The organism is Bacillus sp. BR3(2024) (genome assembly GCF_039134555.1).
GTDB lineage: Bacteria > Bacillota > Bacilli > Bacillales > Bacillaceae_G > Bacillus_A > Bacillus_A cereus.
Window position 1 is genome coordinate 918943 of record NZ_CP152433.1, and the last position, 17983, is coordinate 936925.

The following is a 17983-nucleotide window of genomic DNA, read 5'->3' on the forward strand; positions in this document are numbered from 1 at the left end:
GAATACATAATTTTAACTAGACTTATTATTAACTAGTGTATCCCCACCACCAAGCTCTGCCTCAATCTGCGAAGTCTTCGATGACTCATCCATACGCCAATACGTAATAAAGCTGATCGCGATACATCCAGCTACGTAGAAGTAGAATAGTGATTCCATTCCGATACTTTTTAGCCATAATGCGATGAACTCAGCTGTTCCGCCGAATATCGCAACTGTTAGTGCATATGGTAAACCTACGCCAAGTGCGCGAATTTCAGTTGGGAAGAGTTCTGCTTTTACAATTGCGTTAATGGAAGTGTAACCAGTAACGATAATGAGACCGACCATCATGAGTAAAAATGCTACGATTGGTTCTGTCGTTTTTTCCATGAAGAAGAAGATCGGTGCTGTTAGTAATGTTCCGAGAATACCGAATGCCATTAATAATGGGCGGCGTCCAATTTTATCGGATAGTAGCCCCGCAATTGGTTGAAGTACGACGAATATAAGTAGTGCGACAAAGTTAATCCAGCTTACAACTTCTTTCGGAAGGCCGACTGTGTTTACCATGAACTTTTGTAAATATGTTGTGTACGTATAAAATGCAACAGTGCCTCCTAGTGTTAGGCCGACTACTGTTAATACTGCTTTCGGGTGTTTCATAAGCGCGCGAACGGTTCCTGCGCTTTCGCGTTTTTGTGATTTTATGTTTGAAAACTGCTCCGATTCATCCATCGTACGGCGAAGCCATAATACAGCTACTGCGCCCATCGCTCCAATAATGAATGGAATACGCCATCCCCAAGCTTTCATATCTGGTTCGCTTAGTAATTGCTGAAGAACAATTTGAACGCCTAACGCAACCATCTGTCCCGCAACGAGCGTTACATATTGGAAGCTTGAATAAAAACCACGGCGTCCACTACTAGCCATTTCAGATAAATACGTTGCGGAAGTTCCGTACTCTCCGCCAAGTGATAATCCTTGAAGTAAACGAGCAAGAACTAAAATAATAGGGGCCATAATACCGATACTTTCGTAACTCGGTGTACAGGCAATAATTAAAGAACCACCGGCCATAACTGTAATGGAAAGCGTTAATGCTGCCCGGCGTCCGTGCCGATCCGCATAGCGTCCCATTAATAAACTTCCGATAGGGCGCATTAAAAATCCAACTGCGAAAATAGCTGCTGTGTTCAGTAACTGACTCGTTGGATCGCCTTTAGGAAAGAACTCTGCTGAAAAATAAACAGCGAAAGCAGAGTAAACGTACCAGTCGTACCATTCAATTAAATTACCGACAGAACCTTTGAAAATATTGCCGGCGACTCGATTAGATTTTACTTGAGCCATACTAATTCCTCCTCTTGCTTATAAATAAAATGATAATTATGAAAGCGTGTTCATTGTAGTTGAATTGTACTGTCCTTTAAATAAAATCTCAATATTATGACAATTTTATTCTTTTTGTACTTTATGTACATGGAGAGTTTTTATAGTTGCTTCATTTTCAGTTTTGTCATAATAATAGAAAAAGGAGATTGATAGTTTTGAATATTTTATCAAAGGATATGAAGCATGAAAAAATCACGCAAAGTGTCATTGCAAACGAAAATAGTAAGCTTAATTATTACGTTAATTTTATTTGTCGTTCTCCTGTTAGCGGGAATATTTGTTTACATTCAGTCCGTTGATACGAAGCACCAAGTGGAACAGTTAGCACTGCAAACGGCTAAATCTCTTTCTTTTATGCCAGCGATAAAAGAGGCTTTTCAATATAACGAGCATAAAAGTACCATTCAATCCATTGCGGAACAAGTTCGTGAGCAAGCTGGTGCAGATTACGTCATTGTAGAAGATCGCTATGGGGTTATGTATTCACATTCTAATTCGGAGTTGATTGGTACAAAGAGTAACAACCCGTATAACTATGAGGCACTTACTTTTGGTGGTTATTATACACTCGAAGGAAATGGTACAAGTGGTCCAGCTTTAATGGCGAAGGCACCTATTATTGTTCATAACGGAGACTACGATCAAGTAGTAGGCGTTGTGACAGTAGAGTTTTTAATAAAAGGTATCGAATCTAACATATTAAGCAGAACGAAAGAAATTATGCTCTTTTCATTAGCAGTATTATTAGTCGGCATTGTTGGTGGCATTCTTTTAGCGCGTAGCATCAGGAAAGATACACTCGGTTTAGAGCCGAATGAAATCGCAGCGTTATACCGGGAACGAAGTGCGATACTACTATCTATAAAAGAAGGAATTATAGCTATTGATCAAAACGGTTTTATTACGATGATGAACACGTCGGCAGAAGAAATGCTTCATGTAAATGATGATTATATACAGCAGCACATTTCAAAGGTTTTACCGGAATTTAATATGGAAAGAGCGCTAGAAAACGATCAAGAAATCGCGTTTCAAGATAAAGTGTTTATTTTAAACATGACACCGATACTCGAAAATAATAGTACGGTAGGCGTTGTATGTAGTTTTAGAGATAAAACAGAACTGCAAAACTTAGTGAATACGATATCTGAGGTAAGAAAGTATTCAGAGGACTTACGTGCTCAAACGCATGAATTTACAAATAAACTTTTCGTCTTATCAGGATTACTTCAGTTAGGACATTACAAGGAAGCGATTGAATTTATCCAACAAGAATCTAACATTCATCAAAGCCAAACCATATTTTATTCCATCAAATTCATGATGCGAAAGTACAAGCTATTTTATTAGGTAAAATCGGAACAGCATCTGAAAAGAAAATTGATTTTCATATTGAAGGAGATAGCGCGCTTCATCCGTTACCAGACCATATAAAGGTGTCGCATCTTATTACGATTCTTGGAAACATAATTGATAATGCATTTGATGCGGTGAGTGGGCAAGAGGAGAAGAGAGTTTCCTTCTTCGTTACGGATATAGGACACGATATTGTATTTGAAGTGATAGATAGTGGGATAGGAATACCGGTAGAAAAAATTACGACCATTTTTCAAAAAGGATTTTCAACGAAAGGAACTGATCGTGGTTACGGACTAGCAAACGTAAAAGAAATGGTAGATCTACTAGAGGGAACAATTGAAATTCAAAACGAGAAAAATGGGGGAGCGATTTTTACAATTTACCTTCCGAAAACATTGAGAGAAAGTACATGACAAACAGGGGGATGGGCATATGTTGAAGGTTGCAATTGCAGAAGATGATTTCCGCGTCGCGCAAATTCAGGAAGAGTTTTTATTAAAAATAAAGGACGTAAAAGTGATTGGAAAAGCATTGAACGCGAAAGAAACGATGGAACTACTACAAAAGGAAGAAATCGATTTGCTTCTATTAGATAATTACTTACCAGATGGAATTGGAACTGACTTATTACCACAAATTCATGCTGACTTTCCAAGCGTTGACGTCATTATGGTAACGGCGGCGAATGAAAACTATATGCTAGAAAAAGCAATTCGAAACGGAGTAAGCAATTACCTTATAAAACCAGTCACGTTAGAAAAATTTGTTCGCACAATTGAAGACTATAAAAGAAAGAAGCAACTATTACATAGTAACAATGAAGTAAATCAAGCACTCATCGATAATTTCTTCGGGACTTCGCAAACACAAGACATAAAAAACTTACCGACAGGTGTGGATCCGTTAACACTGCAAAAAGTGAAAGGGATTATAAAAGGATTTGAAGAGGGCATTACAATAGAAGAAATGGGAGAACAAATGGGGGCCTCCAGAACAACCGCAAGAAGATATTTAGAATACTTAGTAGCGACCGGCGAATGCACAGTAGAGTACACATACGGCATTATCGGACGACCAGAACGAAAATATCGAATAGGACGAGGACTATGAAAAAACGATTATTACTATGTATATGGATCATGACAGGAGTAATAGCTGGTTGTTCCTCGGAAAAATCTCAAACGAATACAGTAAACATAGAAGAAGTAGAAATCGTTGCGCCGAACGTTCCAAGAGCAGGATGGGACTTAACAGCACGGGCGATGCAAAAAACGCTGACAGAAGAAAAAATCTTCACAAAACCAATCACAGTCACAAACAAAGTAGGAGGCAGTGGTGACGTCGGATGGAAATATACGAAACAAAAAGGCGGTCACGTACTGGCGATTAACTCAAGCTTACTCATAACGAACAACCTACTAGGCCACAGTAAACTAACATATAAAGACTTCACACCACTCGCAACGCTAGCATCGGACTGGGAAGTAGTTGTCGTATCAAAAGACTCTAGCATAGATAACGCAAACGAACTAATGAAACAACTAAAACAAGACAAGAAAAACTTCAAAATCGGTGTTGCCCCAGGCCTAGGAAATGACGATCATCTATCCTTCGTACAAGTAAGCAAAGCCTTCGGTATAAACCCAGCCGAACTACAATTTTTCGTCTACGAAAACAAAGAAAAAATCATAAACGCCCTAACGAACAAACAAATAGGCGCCGCAACCATGACCCTATCCGAAGCCGAAAAACAATACAAAGCCGGCAAAATAAAAATACTAGCCGTATCCGCACCAAAACGGATAGACCGACTACCACAAATCCCAACATGGAAAGAACAAGGAATCGACGTCATATTCCAGCACTGGAAAGGAATCATGGGCCCGAAAGATATGACGGAGGAAGAGGTTGCTTATTGGGATGGTGTTATTAAGAGGATGGTGGAGAGTGATAGTTGGAAGGGGATTTTGAGGGAAAGAGGGTGGAATTCTTATTATAAGGATAGTGGGGAGAGTAGGGGGTTTTTGGAGGAGAGTGATTTTAGGTACGAGGAAATGGTGAAAAAAGAGGCTTAAAAGGGAAGTGTTCAATCAGGCTTTATTTTTGTAGTTACTTCTATATAATATAAAAGAGATGAGAGTGTTAGGCTAATTACATTAAAAGGGCTAGATAGGGACAGATAAAATCTAGCTTACTGATTAAAAATATATTAGTCGTTAAAAGATATAAAAGGCATTTTTCAGTCTATAAAGTGTGGAAACATAAAGTATAGAGTTTCTGTGAGATTTAAGGAGGAAATAATGAAGAAAAATATTTATGTTGTTGGAGCGGTAATTGTCCAAGATGAGAAAATTTTATGTGCACAAAGAGGGCCATCTAAATCGCTACCTCTTATGTGGGAATTTCCAGGTGGGAAAATAGAAGAGGGGGAAACACCTCAAGAGGCGTTAAAGCGTGAAATTGATGAAGAAATGCATTGTAGCGTGCAGATTGGTGAGCAAATTGATTATACAGCCTATGAGTATGATTTTGGTATTGTTCATTTGAAAACTTTTTATTGTAAGCTTGTTGAAGGAAGTCCGGTTCTAACTGAGCACGTAGCAATTAAATGGTTATATCCGAATGAACTAGCAGCTTTAGAGTGGGCACCTGCGGATATCCCGACTATTGAGAAATTATCAAAAGAATCGATTGTAAAGTAATTTGAAAAAAACTATTCGTTTTATACGGATAGTTTTTTATATTTGTAATAAATTTGCACTTTAAATCAGTGAGTAATACAATTAATATAAAAAATTGTCATAAATGGTGATCATATGGAGAATTTCATTCAAAAATTAGAGGGGTCTTTATATAAAGGGTTTATTGATCAAAAACATAATCATCCTGGAATATATAAGCCGAAATTATTAGTAAACAATACGAAAAAAAATGAAAATGTTTTAAGCTCATTATTGGAGGAGCTAGAAAATAGTACATCTTTTATTTTCTCAGTAGCTTTTATTACAGAAAGTGGGCTAGCGACTTTAAAATCACATTTCCTTGATCTTAAACAAAAAGGGGTTAAAGGACGTAGGACGTATATTAACATCTACATTCTTAAACTTTAATACACCAAAAGTGTTTAGAGAGTTAATGAAACTTGAAAATGTAGAAGTAAGATTAACAAATTTATCTGGTTTTCATTCAAAGGGATACATATTTGATAACAAAACACATTGTTCATTAATTGTCGGTAGTTCAAATCTGACTGCACATGCTTTGAAGGTAAACTATGAATGGAACGTTAAGTTAACATCGCATGAAGATGGAGAGATTGTACAGCATTTTAAAAACCAATTTGAAGAAGTTTGGGAGCATTCTCAAGTATTAACCGAAGAGTTGATTGCAAATTACGAAACAATATATGAGCAAGCTGCAGAAAATAAGTTACTAGATCGAGTTATAGAATTACCTGGTCAATATCATAATTCAATTGAAGAAGCTTTGAAAATTAACCCAAATAAAATGCAACAAGCTGCGTTACAAGAAATACAAGCTATTCGAGACGCTGGAAAAGAAAAAGGCTTAGTTATCTCTGCAACAGGAACGGGGAAGACATATCTTTCAGCATTTGATGTCAGAAATTTTGCACCTAAACGGATGCTATTTATTGTTCACCGAGAGCAAATATTAAATAAAGCGAAATCAGATTTTCAAAAAGTTCTTGGTGGAATAGATGAGGACTTTGGAATTTTATCAGGGTCAAATAAACAAATAAATGCTAAATATTTATTTGCGACGATCCAAACTATTTCAAAAGAGGACACTTTACACCAATTTGATCCTGAGCTATTCGATTATATTTTAATAGATGAAGTTCATAAAGCTGGTGCTAGTTCTTATCATAGGGTTATTGATTATTTTAAACCGAAATTTTTAATGGGAATGACTGCTACACCTGAACGTACAGACAACTTTAATATTTATGAGCTATTTGATTACAATATTGCTTATGAAATTCGTTTGCAAGAAGCACTTGAAGAAGATATGCTTTGTCCTTTTCATTATTTTGGAGTTGCTGATTTTGAATATAATGGTGAAAAGATAGATGACACTACAGTTTTATCTAAACTTGTTACAGAAGAACGAGTGGATCATATAGTTGAAAAAGTAAAATATTATGGTTTTTCTGGTGAGAAAGTAACAGGACTAATGTTTTGCAGCCGAAAAGATGAAGCAGAACAATTATCACACGCCTTAAATAATAGAGGTTTTCGCACATTTGCATTAACAGGAGATCATTCCCAAGAGGAAAGAGAATTGCGCGTGAATCAATTAAAAAATGGCATACTTGATTATATTTTAACGGTAGATATATTTAATGAAGGAATTGATATTCCGAGTGTGAATCAAGTTGTTATGTTAAGACAAACTCAATCAAGTATTATCTTTATACAGCAACTGGGGCGTGGACTTCGGAAACATGATTCGAAAGATTTTGTTACGATTATTGATTTCATTGGAAACTATAAAAACAACTATTTAATTCCAATTGCCCTTTCAGGAGATAGATCACAAAATAAAGATAATATACGCAGATATACAAATGACACGAGTTATATTAAAGGTATTTCAACAGTTAACTTTGAGGAGATAGCGAAAAAACAAATCTTTAAAGCTATTAATAATAGTAATTTAACAGCAATGAAATTATTAAAGGAAGCGTTTGGTGAGTTGAAAAATAGAATAGGAAGAATTCTATATTTATATGACTTTATAGTAAACCATTCTATTGATCCAGTTGTACTTGTAGATGGATATTCGAACTATTATCAGTTCCTATTGAAAATGAAAGAAGATGTGCCTACATTAACAGAGTACGAAAACAAAGTTTTAACAATGCTTTCATTGGAAGTATTAAATGGAAAACGTAAAAACGAAATCGTTTTGTTAGACTTATTATTAAAGAAAGAAAAAGTTGATAAGGATGAGTATGTAAAACAACTTGAACAATCTAATTGCTTAACAGATGATGAAACGATTACTTCAGTACAACGAATTTTTGAATTAGAGTTTTTCTCACAAAACAGTCAAAAGAAATATGGAGAAAAGCCAATTCTCTCTTTACAAAACAATAAGATATATATGTTTAATGATTCTATTCGAAAAAGCTTAGAACAAAATGAATACTTTAAGTATATGGTTATGGACATCGTTAGAAGTTCGAAGGAAAAGGGCAAAAACTATGAGTGTGATAGTAACCTTACTGTATATAAAAAATACTCAAGAAAAGATGTGTGTAAACTTTTAAATTGGCATAATGATGAGAGCTCAACTATGTATGGTTATAAGACAAAATATTATACTTGTCCAATATTTATCACATACCATAAAAATGATGAGGTAGAATCCAGTGTGGACTACGGTGATGAATTCCTTAATCAAGATGTTCTTAAATGGTATACAAGAAGTAATAGAACATTAAAATCGAAGGAAGTTCAAACAATTATTGACGCTAAAGAAAATAATATTGATGTTCATATTTTTGTGAAAAAAGATGATGACGAGGGGAGCGACTTTTACTATTTAGGAAAAGCGAGACCTGATAAAGCAAGTGTAGAACAAACTGAAATGCAAGATAAAAATGGAAAAGAACTACCGGTTGTTACGATGAATATGATTATGGAGAAATCGGTTGATAATAAGCTTTATGATTATTTAAAGGATAGTAATGTTTTGTAGGTATATTAAATTTTTAATATCTTTATGTTTCTAAAATTATTAAGCGAATATAGATGGGGCTGTATCAAAATGACATCGGAGTATGCTTTTGATATGGTCTTTTTTATTGGAATTTAATATGTTTTTTATTAGATTTGTGGATTCATTTAATTGGTTTAAGCAGAATGTGGAGATGGGTCTTTCTAATCGAAGTAACCGATAACTAACCCCTCCGAAGCCCCTTACAAGCCCCTACCAAGTAATAAATCACTAAGAAAAAACATAACAAAAACAAAAACACCAACAAACACCGTAGTAGTCAAAAAAAATTTAAAATAACACGCCAAAAACCCTGACTCCCTCCCATATATATTATGAAGGGGCTTTTACTTTTGAACGGAGACGGGAGGAATTAGGATGGCGGTGTATCGTAATGTGCAGGTGAATTTTTGGCAGGATGATTTTGTTTTGGATTTGACGCCGGAGGAGCGGTATTTTTATGTGTACTTGTTGACTTGTTCGAAGACGACGCAGTGCGGGATTTTTCCTTTTCCCAAGTGGTTAGCTGAGATGGAGACGGGTTATAATCGGGAGACTGTTGATAAGCTTGTGCAGCGTTTTATTGATTATGGAAAGATTCTTTATGATGCGGATACTCGGGAGCTATTCGTTTTGAATTGGCTTCGTTATAATCCTGTGACGAATACGAATGTGGAGAAGTGTGTGCTTCGTGAGCTGAAGGGTGTGAAGAATAAGGAGTTTGTACATATGTTTCTTCAGAAGTGCGCTGAGGAAGAGCTGAGTGTTCCGATGCTTTTAGCATATTTCGGTATGCCTGATGATTTGGCTGTGGATGATGTTGAGCCAGTTTGTGAGGAGGTAGTGGAAGAAGCGGTTGTAGAGGAAGAAACGGGAAGTCGTGTGTTTTCTTTTTATGAGCAACATTTCGGTAGTTTGTCTCCTCATACTGTGGAGGAACTGAGTGCGTGGATGGAAGATTTGTCAGAGGAGCTTGTGCTGAAGGCTCTTCAAATTGCGTTTGAGAATAATAAGCGGACGGTTGCTTATGTGAAGGGGATTTTGAGAGGCTGGCACGGGAAAGGATTTACGAAAGTGTGTGAGGTTGAGGCGGATACAGCTAAGTTTAGGAATAAGGAGTCGTCTGTTAGTACGGGGGAGACGGAGGAGTTTTTGGCGAGGTGTGAGGAGTGGGAGCAGAATGCGCCGTCTGAGGAAGAGTTGCAGCGCTTTTTAGAGGAGCGCGGGTGGCGGCCATGAGTATTCAAAATGTGGAGGCGGAGAAGACGGTGTTAGGTTCTCTATTACTTGATGGAGAGCTTATTAAGGAGTGCCGTTTGACGGAGCAGTATTTTTCTATGCCAGTACATAAGTCTATATTTCAGTTAATGCGAAAGATGGAAGGCGAGGGGCAACCGATTGATCTTGTGACGTTCATTTCTAGGGTAGATCCGAAGTTTTTAGAGGGGATCGGGGGAATGGAGTATTTTATAGGGTTAATGGATGGTGTGCCTACTACTAGCAATTTCTCTTATTATGAGGGGCTTGTTCGAGGTGCGTGGAAAATGTATCAGGCCGGTGTTCTCGGGCACAAGATGGGAGAGCGTCTTATTGCGGAGAAGAGTGAGAAAGTTATCGGTGAGACGATTACGGCACTTTGTGAGTTAGAGGAAAAAGACTCTGTATGTGAGTTTGATTTGAAGGATGCGTTAGTTGATTTGTATGAGGAGCTTCATCAAGATGTGAAAGAGATTACTGGTATTGAGACTGGTTATACATCGTTAAATAAGATGACGTGTGGACTTCAGGAAGGAGATTTTGTCGTTCTTGGTGCGCGTCCTTCTATGGGGAAGACTGCGTTTGCGCTTAATGTTGGACTGCATGCGGCGAAGTCTGGAGCGGCGGTTGGATTGTTTTCGTTAGAGATGAGTAGTAAGCAATTGTTAAAAAGGATGGCTTCTTGCATAGGTGAAGTGTCAGGAGGTAGGCTGAAAAATCCGAAGCATCGTTTTGCGATGGAAGATTGGGAGAAGGTAAGTAAGGCGTTTGCGGAGATTGGTGAGTTGCCATTTGAGATTTACGACAATGCAGGTGTTACGGTGCAAGATATTTGGATGCAAACCCGTAAGTTAAAGCGGAAACACGGTGATAAAAAGCTTTTAGTCATTGTAGATTATTTGCAGCTCATTACGGGCGATCCGAAGCATAAGGGCAATCGATTTCAAGAGATTAGTGAGATTTCTCGTAAGCTTAAGTTATTAGCACGTGAATTAAATGTTTGTGTAGTAGCACTGTCACAGTTATCTCGTTCTGTAGAGTCGCGGCAAGATAAGCGTCCGCTTTTATCAGATTTAAGAGAGACCGGACAAATTGAGCAAGATGCGGATGTCATTATGCTTATGTATCGCGAGGATTATTACGATAAGGAAACAGTGCAGAAAGAGATGACGGAGATTCATGTGGCGAAGCACCGGAATGGGCCTGTGGGGAGTTTTAAGCTGAGGTTTTTGAAGGAGTTTGGGCGGTTTGTGGAGATTGGATGATAAAATAGAAGAAGGCATATAAAAAGGTAAAGGAGTGGTTACGGATGACAAAAGTAGGTCGTTTATATGAACAAGAGAAGCAAGAAGAAATTGATAAAGCACTTTCGGCAGCTGGAATGCTTTTTAAAGGAATGAGTGTAGAAGAAATAGCTAAAAAATTAGATGTAACAATTGAAAAGGTGAAAGAGTGGGAGAAGCGTTTATCTCATTAATCGCTGGGGTAATGGCAGCGTCTGTATAAATTTATACAAAAATAGCCGAATATTTACTATATAATAGTCGGCTATTTTTGTACGGAGAAGTTGTTAGGTTTAATACGCAAAATTTTTTATTTGCTCTTGAATATGTTTCTTATTTCCCCATAAAGAAAGTCTTTCTCTCTGCCGTAATCCACTGCTGCAAATCATCTTGGCTACGTCGGACAAGTCGATTTACTAAAACATCATGCCATACGTAATCCTCTAATAGGTATATATGAACGGGATCATCTGTATAAAAAGCAATATTACGCTCTTCAAGTGATGGTCCATAAATCATCTCTTTAGAATCTATCGATACAATAAACCAATGTTCTGTAGACAAGGTTTCTGTATAAGGTGTTATGCGATGGGCTTCTAGATTTTTAATGGGATTTTCAACATGTAGGGTAATACCTTGTATTGTAACTTTATCAGCTACTTCAGATAGATCTTCTTTTAACGCTTCATACATCTCATCCCACATTGAAATGACAATACGTCGTTCTGCTTTTTTTATTAATGCCTGACAATAGCTAATGATTGTTTGATTGTCTTTTAAAGTAATTACTCGATTATCCGTTTTTTCCTCGGAAGTTTCTAGTTTCTTTAATGAATCACTAATTCCTTCATAAGTAGACTGCCATTCTGATTGCGCCTTCTGTAAAAAGATTTCAACAGGTAGAGGTGAATAGCGAGTGGTGTCATTTATTTCTTCTTTCATGACAATTCCTTTTTCTACAAGGTTACCTAAAATCTCATAAATTCGCGCTCTTGGGACACTCGAATCTTTACTCACTTGGTAGGCTGTGACAGGCCCTTGTTTAACAAGAGATACATAAGATTTAGCTTCATATTCATTAAAACCAATTTTTTTAAGCTGTTGCACTATGTAGTCCACTTTTTTCGTCCTCCGATGTTTGCTTTTATCCCGCTTTAACGGGCAGTAAGACTCCCACCTCAAAATTCAGCGGAAGCAAAGAAGTTAGGTGGGGATCGGGCTGCCCGTTAAAGCCCGATTGGTTCAACTAATAATCAGTGGCCCCACTGATTAAAGTTTCACTTTATATTTCAACGTTACAATAACTGTTTACATTTAGCAAATTATTAGTTACTATTCGAATAGTGACTAAAAGGGAGGTTAATAGTATGGATTTTTATTTAGACCCATCTGTATTAATGATTTTGATTGTTTTTGGATTTGTAGCTGCATTTATTGATTCAGTTGTAGGTGGTGGTGGACTCATTGCTTTACCAGCTTTATTATTTACAGGACTGAATCCAGCAAGTGCAGTAGCCACAAATAAACTAGCATCGACAATGGGAAGTGCAACTAGTAATATTGTGTTTTATCGTTCTGGTAATCTTGATTTGAAATCGGCGTTTAAATTAGTTCCGCTCACTTTCATAGGTTCCATAATAGGGGCATGGACCGTTCATTTAATAAATCCAGAAGTACTGAAGCCATTGATGTTGATTATGCTTGGTGTGGTCGCTATTTATACGATATTCAAGAAGGATTGGGGAAGTATTTCCACTCATAAAAAATTGTCTGGTCGACACGTCATTATTTTTACTTTCTTTGTTTTTGCTATTGGTTTTTATGATGGATTTCTAGGTCCTGGAACAGGTTCATTTTTAATGTTTTCTCTTTTATTTATTGGGTATGATTTTTTAAAAGCAGCAGGTAATGCGAAGCTTCTTAATTTAGGAAGTAATGTTGGTGCATTGTTGATGTTTATGTATGTAGGGCAAGTCAACTATGCATATGGTTTTATCATGGGGATTGCTCAAATTGCTGGAGGGATTGTTGGCTCCAAATTTGCTATAAAAAAAGGAAGCGGGTATGTTCGTGCTCTTTTCATTACAGTAACTTGTTTATTGTTAGCGAAAAATCTGTATGACTATATTCAGTAAGTAATTAAAGAACGTAGAAAAGGTCAAAGATGCCTACATAGAATATAAGAAGATACCAGGAGAAAATTCCTTTTAACATTTTTTAGATGCTACCTTGTTTGAAGATAGCATCTAAAAAGAAAATCTAAGTGAAGAGAATAAAAATAATATAAACTCATATTTTTCTGGGGTATGTTTATTGATCATAGTGAAATGTTTATTCTATATTCTTCTTATAATTAGGCCTCAACAAACTCTTAAAATCTAACTCAGCAATTAGCACACTCAGCAATATAAGCGTAGCCCCTAAGTATCCTTTTCCTGTCAGCGTTTCACCTGTGAAAACGAAAGCGAATCCTGCGGAAAAGACAGGTTCTAATGAAAAAATAAGACCTGTATGGGTAGGCGTCGTGTATTGCTGGGCAATTACTTGCACGATGAATGCGACTGCGGTGCAAAATATGCTTAAGGCTAAGATGATTAGCCATGAGTTGATTGTGCTAGGAAGCTTTGGCGTTTCTATAATGAATGAAAAAATAAGACTAAATAGACCGACGAAACCGAGTTGTATGACGCCAAGTGCAATGGAGTTTACATGTTTCGTTACGCTTCCAGTAATGATGACGTGAATCGCATAAAATAGGGCAGACAGTATGCAAAATATATCGCCGTTACCGATTTTGAATTCGCTCGTTAATGTTAATAAGCCGATTCCTATTATCGTTAAAATGATTCCTACTATAACTTTCTTTTCCGGAATGTGTTTTAAAAATATAGCTGATAATATTGGAATGAAAATGACTGTGAGACATAGTAGGAAACCAGCATTAGAAACACTCGTATACTTTGTACCGAAAGTCGCGAAAATGTAAACGATAAATAAGACAGAAGCAAGTATAAATGCATATTTTACAGTTTTAAAATCAACTTTGAATAAATGTTTGTAAAATATTAAACCTGATAAAAGAAAAGCGATAATAAATCGTAATGCGATTAAATTATATTCTTCTATGCCATCAAGTCCAAGTTTTGTAAGTAGGATGGATGCACCCCAAAAAAATGTAACTAGTAGTAACATTAAATCCGCTTTTAATTGTAGTTTCATTTCTATTCCCTCGTTATGTATAAATTTTATAAGCCCATACCCCTATCCCCATTTTTAGTTTTAATATTAATTCTGAATATTCGTAACTTAAATTTATCGACGTTTTATTTCATTGATTTAATGTTATCCGCCGCGAAAACATTAGCGGAGTTAAATCCAAACATGACGTTCATTTACGTATCTGGTAGCGGAACAGACAGTACAGAATCAAGACGTACGATGTACGTGAAGTTTCAGCGTATTTTTTGCGGAAGCAACTTCTGGGTAAGGACAACAAAAAACCCACTCCGCGCCGTAGGAAGCAAAAGGGTGGGTTTCGTAAAAAATAATAACGTATAATAACCACCACCCTATACGGTAGCAGTTAAGGAAGAGATGTTAGCGCATCTCTTCTTTTTATTATATGCCAATTTATTCGCTGTTACACTTATATAGTATTCTACGGAAAATATATCATATTCCTATTTTGTGGTCAATTTGATCCCGCTTTAACGGGCAGTAAGACCCCCACCTCAAAATTCAGTGGAAGCAAAGAAGTTAGGTGGGGGTCGGGCTGTCCGTAAAAGTCCGATTGGTGAGGGCTGATTAAAGTTTCACTTTATTGCATGATTGAAAAGGTGTAGTCTTATTCCTTTTCAAACTGAAAAATATCCCGATTAATAAGTTGATGGAGATACCTATCCATTTCAGCAGCAGAAACTTTTCTTTCACTTTTAAACCACCATGCGCTTAATGAGGTGATTGCCCCTGAATAAAATTCAATGATTAAATCATTGGGCATCGTATGATTTTTGTGCAGTTGATTTAACGCTTCTATTTCTTGTTTTCTCGTTTCGTGACTTAAATATTGTGTTCGGTTAATAAATTGTTCATCAGACATTTGCGTTTCTAATATTTTACCGATTTCTTCATGGTGTAGAAATTGTTCCATTACTTGAAATGGTTTACTTAATCGATCTGAAACCGGTATTTCAGCAATCATCTTGCTATATCGTTTAAATCCAAATGCTAATAAAGCATCTTTATCTTCGAAGTGTTTATAAAAGGTTGTTCGGTGTACCATTGCGCGGTCACATATTTGGTTAATCGTAATCGTACTATATTTCTGTTTTGATTGCGTCATTAATTCAAATAAGGAATCCCACAGTAATTTATGTGTACGTCTAATACGTAAATCAAGTTGTTTTTCATTATCGTTCATCTACAATTCTCCTTTTTTGTAGATTAAATATACAGTGGCTGAAAATTGATTCTCCCTTTTTAATCTACATATGTATATTATATTACATGTGTTCCGGTGTATTTAAAGTTTTTTAAGTAAGAAACAGGAGGAGAATCTGTAAATGAATATGACAACTAAGAGCCCAGCAAGTGGCAAAGTTGATACTTCTAATTTGAAACATATCCCCATTTTAATTGCATTACTTTTAGGTGCAATGGTTGCATTATTAAATGAAACATTACTTGGAAATGCGTTAACGGTATTAATGAAAGAATTTGACGTAACGGCTTCAACGATTCAATGGCTTTCTACAGCATACATGTTAGTAGTTGGGGTTTTAGTTCCAATTACAGCGTTACTTCAGCAATGGCTCACAACGAGACAAATGTTTTTGATCGCTATGGTAACGTTTTTAGTCGGTACATTAATTGCGGGATTCGCACCGACATTTTCCGTTTTATTAATTGGCCGTATCGTCCAAGCTGTAGCGACGGGGTTAATTACACCGTTATTAATGAATACGATTTTAATCATTTGTCCACCTGAAAAACGTGGTGCGACAATGGGATTAATCGCACTCGTGATGATGGCAGCTCCGGCAATTGGCCCTACATTATCTGGAGTAATTGTGGATTCATTAAATTGGCGCTGGTTATTCTATATTGTTATTCCTATCGTGATTATTTCCATTATGATTGGGATGAAGTACATTCAAAATGTTTCAGAGTTAACAAGGCCAAAAGTAGATTACCCATCTATCCTTTTATCGACATTAGGATTTGGCGGGCTTGTGTATAGCTTTAGTGCATCGGGTGATTTAGGATGGTCCGATGCAAAAGTGTATGGCACTTTAATTGTTGGGCTTATCTCATTATGTATTTTTGCCGTTCGACAATTGAAAATTGAGAATCCAATTTTAGAATTACGAGCATTTAAAGTTCCGATGTTTACATTATCAGTTGGATTAATTGTCATTGTGATGATGTCGTTATTTTCAACGATGACTTTATTACCGATGTTCCTGCAAACCGTTTTACTCGTTACAGCTTTTAAATCAGGAATTATCATGCTTCCGGGAAGTGTTATTAGCGCCATAATGGGACCAATCGCAGGTAAACTATTTGATAAATTTAGTCCGAAAGTTATTATCGTTCCCGGCATTGTCTTAGTAGGAATTGCAATGTTCTTATTTAAAGGCATTACTCCTGATACATCAATGGTACAAATTATTATCATGCATAGCGTATTAATGGTTGGACTCATGTTTGTCATGACAGCACAAACATACGGTTTAAATCAATTAACACCAGATTTATATCCGCACGGAACAGCACTATTTAGTACGTTGCAACAAGTAGCTGGTGCAATTGGTACAGCTATCTTTATTTCGAAAATGTCTTCAGGAACAACTAAGTATATGGAAAGCTCCGCAAATCCACTGGATCCAGTAGAGAAGTTAAACGGTTTAACTTCAGGGTTCCAAGGTGCATTTGCACTTGGGTTAGTCTTTATCATTGTTGCATTTATCGTATCGTTATTCTTAAAAGAAGACAAAGAAGGAGTAAAGGAAGCGAGAGTTTTACAGAACGAACATTAAGGTTTATATAAAAAAGACATCTTTTCCTAGAAAAGATGTCTTTTTTATATTTTTTTCGTAACATTTGTTTTGGGTGTCTTCATACATAAGAATTGGTATGTACAATAATTATCCTTTTTGAGAATAAGGATGCAAAGCCGTACTAATAACTAATAGTTCACCAAATGATTTAGTGACATCGTATATAGATCCTGTTATGAGAATAGGCATAGTCATGATTGTGAAGTTGTTATATTGGTATTAAATGATTTATACGTTTTTTATAGTAAAAATTAGAGACACTTCAATAAAAAGGAATTAAATATGGTACTCTTTAGTTAAGATATTTAAACGAAGACAGGGGAAATGAAGATGGACAAAAAGCTAACGTATTGGCTAGCATCTATTATAGGGGGAGTAGTACTTGCAACTGGTATGACTTATGGAATGTTACAGTTTGCTGAAGTCCCGCTTGAGAGTGAGGACCATGTTTTTGCAGAGGTTAATAAAGAAGACACACTATCGAATGAAGCAGAAGTGAAAGGCTCAAATGCACAACTTCACATTACAGTAACTTCTACTGAAGAAGAAGTTATTTCAGCTATGCATAGCATGACTCATCAAAAAGTAAAAGCGTGTGAAGGAAAGGGAGCAACCCCTATGTCCAAAAAGAATGCAGAGAAAGTAAGAAACATTCTAAACGGAAACAATTTCAAGAACAAAGAAGAGCTATTAGCAATTACTGAAAGATGGTCAAATAGAGATTTTAGTGAAATTTTAGAAGAACATAACTATTTTATTAAACTTCAAGGTGGCAAGATAGGTGAAGCTACAGTAATGGATAAGGTAGACGAGCAAGTATTCTGTTTCAATACTTTCGGTGATGATGTAACGGCCGCATTATTTAAATCAGGAGATCTTCAAGCGCTGTAAGGTGTTTTTTCTTTG

The 17983-nt window shown here is 36.4% G+C and carries 13 protein-coding genes and 2 pseudogenes; 11 read left to right on the plus strand and 4 right to left on the minus strand.

The window, feature by feature from the left end:
* Positions 1-12: 12 nt before the first annotated feature.
* Positions 13-1335, minus strand: a complete 1323-nt coding sequence (locus V7S45_RS04750) for an MFS transporter (protein ID WP_000079868.1) — start codon at positions 1333-1335, stop codon at positions 13-15.
* A 225-nt stretch (positions 1336-1560) separates the two neighbouring features.
* Between V7S45_RS04750 and V7S45_RS04755 the strand changes: the two are divergent.
* The 8 genes and pseudogenes from V7S45_RS04755 to V7S45_RS04790 all read left to right on the plus strand — a co-directional run bounded on the left by V7S45_RS04755 (position 1561) and on the right by V7S45_RS04790 (position 11212).
* A pseudogene (locus V7S45_RS04755) lies at positions 1561-3149 on the plus strand (sensor histidine kinase).
* 19 nt (positions 3150-3168) lie between these two features.
* Positions 3169-3846: a response regulator gene (locus V7S45_RS04760; RefSeq protein WP_000921517.1), complete on the plus strand. Its 678-nt coding sequence runs from the start codon at positions 3169-3171 to the stop codon at positions 3844-3846.
* Positions 3843-4811 carry a tripartite tricarboxylate transporter substrate-binding protein gene (locus V7S45_RS04765; RefSeq protein ID WP_088345514.1) on the plus strand — a complete coding sequence of 323 codons (969 nt, stop codon included), beginning with the start codon at positions 3843-3845 and terminating at the stop codon, positions 4809-4811. Before V7S45_RS04760 ends, V7S45_RS04765 begins: the two co-directional genes overlap by 4 nt.
* Before the next feature lie 225 nt (positions 4812-5036).
* Positions 5037-5438, plus strand: a complete 402-nt coding sequence (locus V7S45_RS04770) for a (deoxy)nucleoside triphosphate pyrophosphohydrolase (RefSeq protein WP_000739608.1) — start codon at positions 5037-5039, stop codon at positions 5436-5438.
* A 114-nt stretch (positions 5439-5552) separates the two neighbouring features.
* A pseudogene (locus tag V7S45_RS04775) lies at positions 5553-8460 on the plus strand (DEAD/DEAH box helicase).
* Positions 8461-8856: 396 nt separating this feature from the next.
* Complete coding sequence (locus tag V7S45_RS04780; RefSeq protein WP_088345516.1) at positions 8857-9717, plus strand: DnaD domain protein; 861 nt, start codon at positions 8857-8859, stop codon at positions 9715-9717.
* Positions 9714-11000, plus strand: coding sequence for a replicative DNA helicase (gene dnaB / locus V7S45_RS04785; RefSeq protein WP_142292947.1), 1287 nt, complete (start codon positions 9714-9716; stop codon positions 10998-11000). Before V7S45_RS04780 ends, dnaB begins: the two co-directional genes overlap by 4 nt.
* 44 nt (positions 11001-11044) lie before the next feature.
* The gene (locus V7S45_RS04790) at positions 11045-11212 is read left to right on the plus strand and encodes a hypothetical protein (protein ID WP_000169783.1); all 168 of its coding nucleotides are present in this window, start codon (positions 11045-11047) and stop codon (positions 11210-11212) included.
* A gap of 139 nt (positions 11213-11351) precedes the next feature.
* On the opposite strand, the gene V7S45_RS04795 is transcribed toward V7S45_RS04790, so the two are convergent.
* The gene (locus tag V7S45_RS04795; RefSeq protein WP_025687783.1) at positions 11352-12137 is read right to left on the minus strand and encodes a TrmB family transcriptional regulator; all 786 of its coding nucleotides are present in this window, start codon (positions 12135-12137) and stop codon (positions 11352-11354) included.
* A 248-nt stretch (positions 12138-12385) separates the two neighbouring features.
* Here V7S45_RS04795 and V7S45_RS04800 point away from each other — a divergent pair, with 248 nt between their 5' ends.
* Entirely contained in the window at positions 12386-13153 is a 768-nt protein-coding gene (locus tag V7S45_RS04800) for a TSUP family transporter (protein ID WP_257115886.1), read from the plus strand.
* 196 nt (positions 13154-13349) lie between these two features.
* Here V7S45_RS04800 and V7S45_RS04805 read toward each other — a convergent pair whose 3' ends face one another.
* A complete protein-coding gene (locus tag V7S45_RS04805; protein ID WP_025687785.1) occupies positions 13350-14237 on the minus strand; it encodes a DMT family transporter in 888 nt (295 codons plus the stop codon).
* A 625-nt stretch (positions 14238-14862) separates the two neighbouring features.
* Positions 14863-15438 carry a TetR/AcrR family transcriptional regulator gene (locus V7S45_RS04810; protein ID WP_025687786.1) on the minus strand — a complete coding sequence of 192 codons (576 nt, stop codon included), beginning with the start codon at positions 15436-15438 and terminating at the stop codon, positions 14863-14865.
* Between the two features lie 142 nt (positions 15439-15580).
* Between V7S45_RS04810 and V7S45_RS04815 the strand changes: the two genes are divergently transcribed.
* Both V7S45_RS04815 and V7S45_RS04820 read left to right on the plus strand, forming a co-directional pair.
* Positions 15581-17056: an MDR family MFS transporter gene (locus tag V7S45_RS04815; RefSeq protein WP_257115887.1), complete on the plus strand. Its 1476-nt coding sequence runs from the start codon at positions 15581-15583 to the stop codon at positions 17054-17056.
* Positions 17057-17407: 351 nt separating this feature from the next.
* Positions 17408-17968, plus strand: a complete 561-nt coding sequence (locus V7S45_RS04820; protein WP_025687788.1) for a PRK06770 family protein — start codon at positions 17408-17410, stop codon at positions 17966-17968.
* Positions 17969-17983 lie beyond the last annotated feature (15 nt).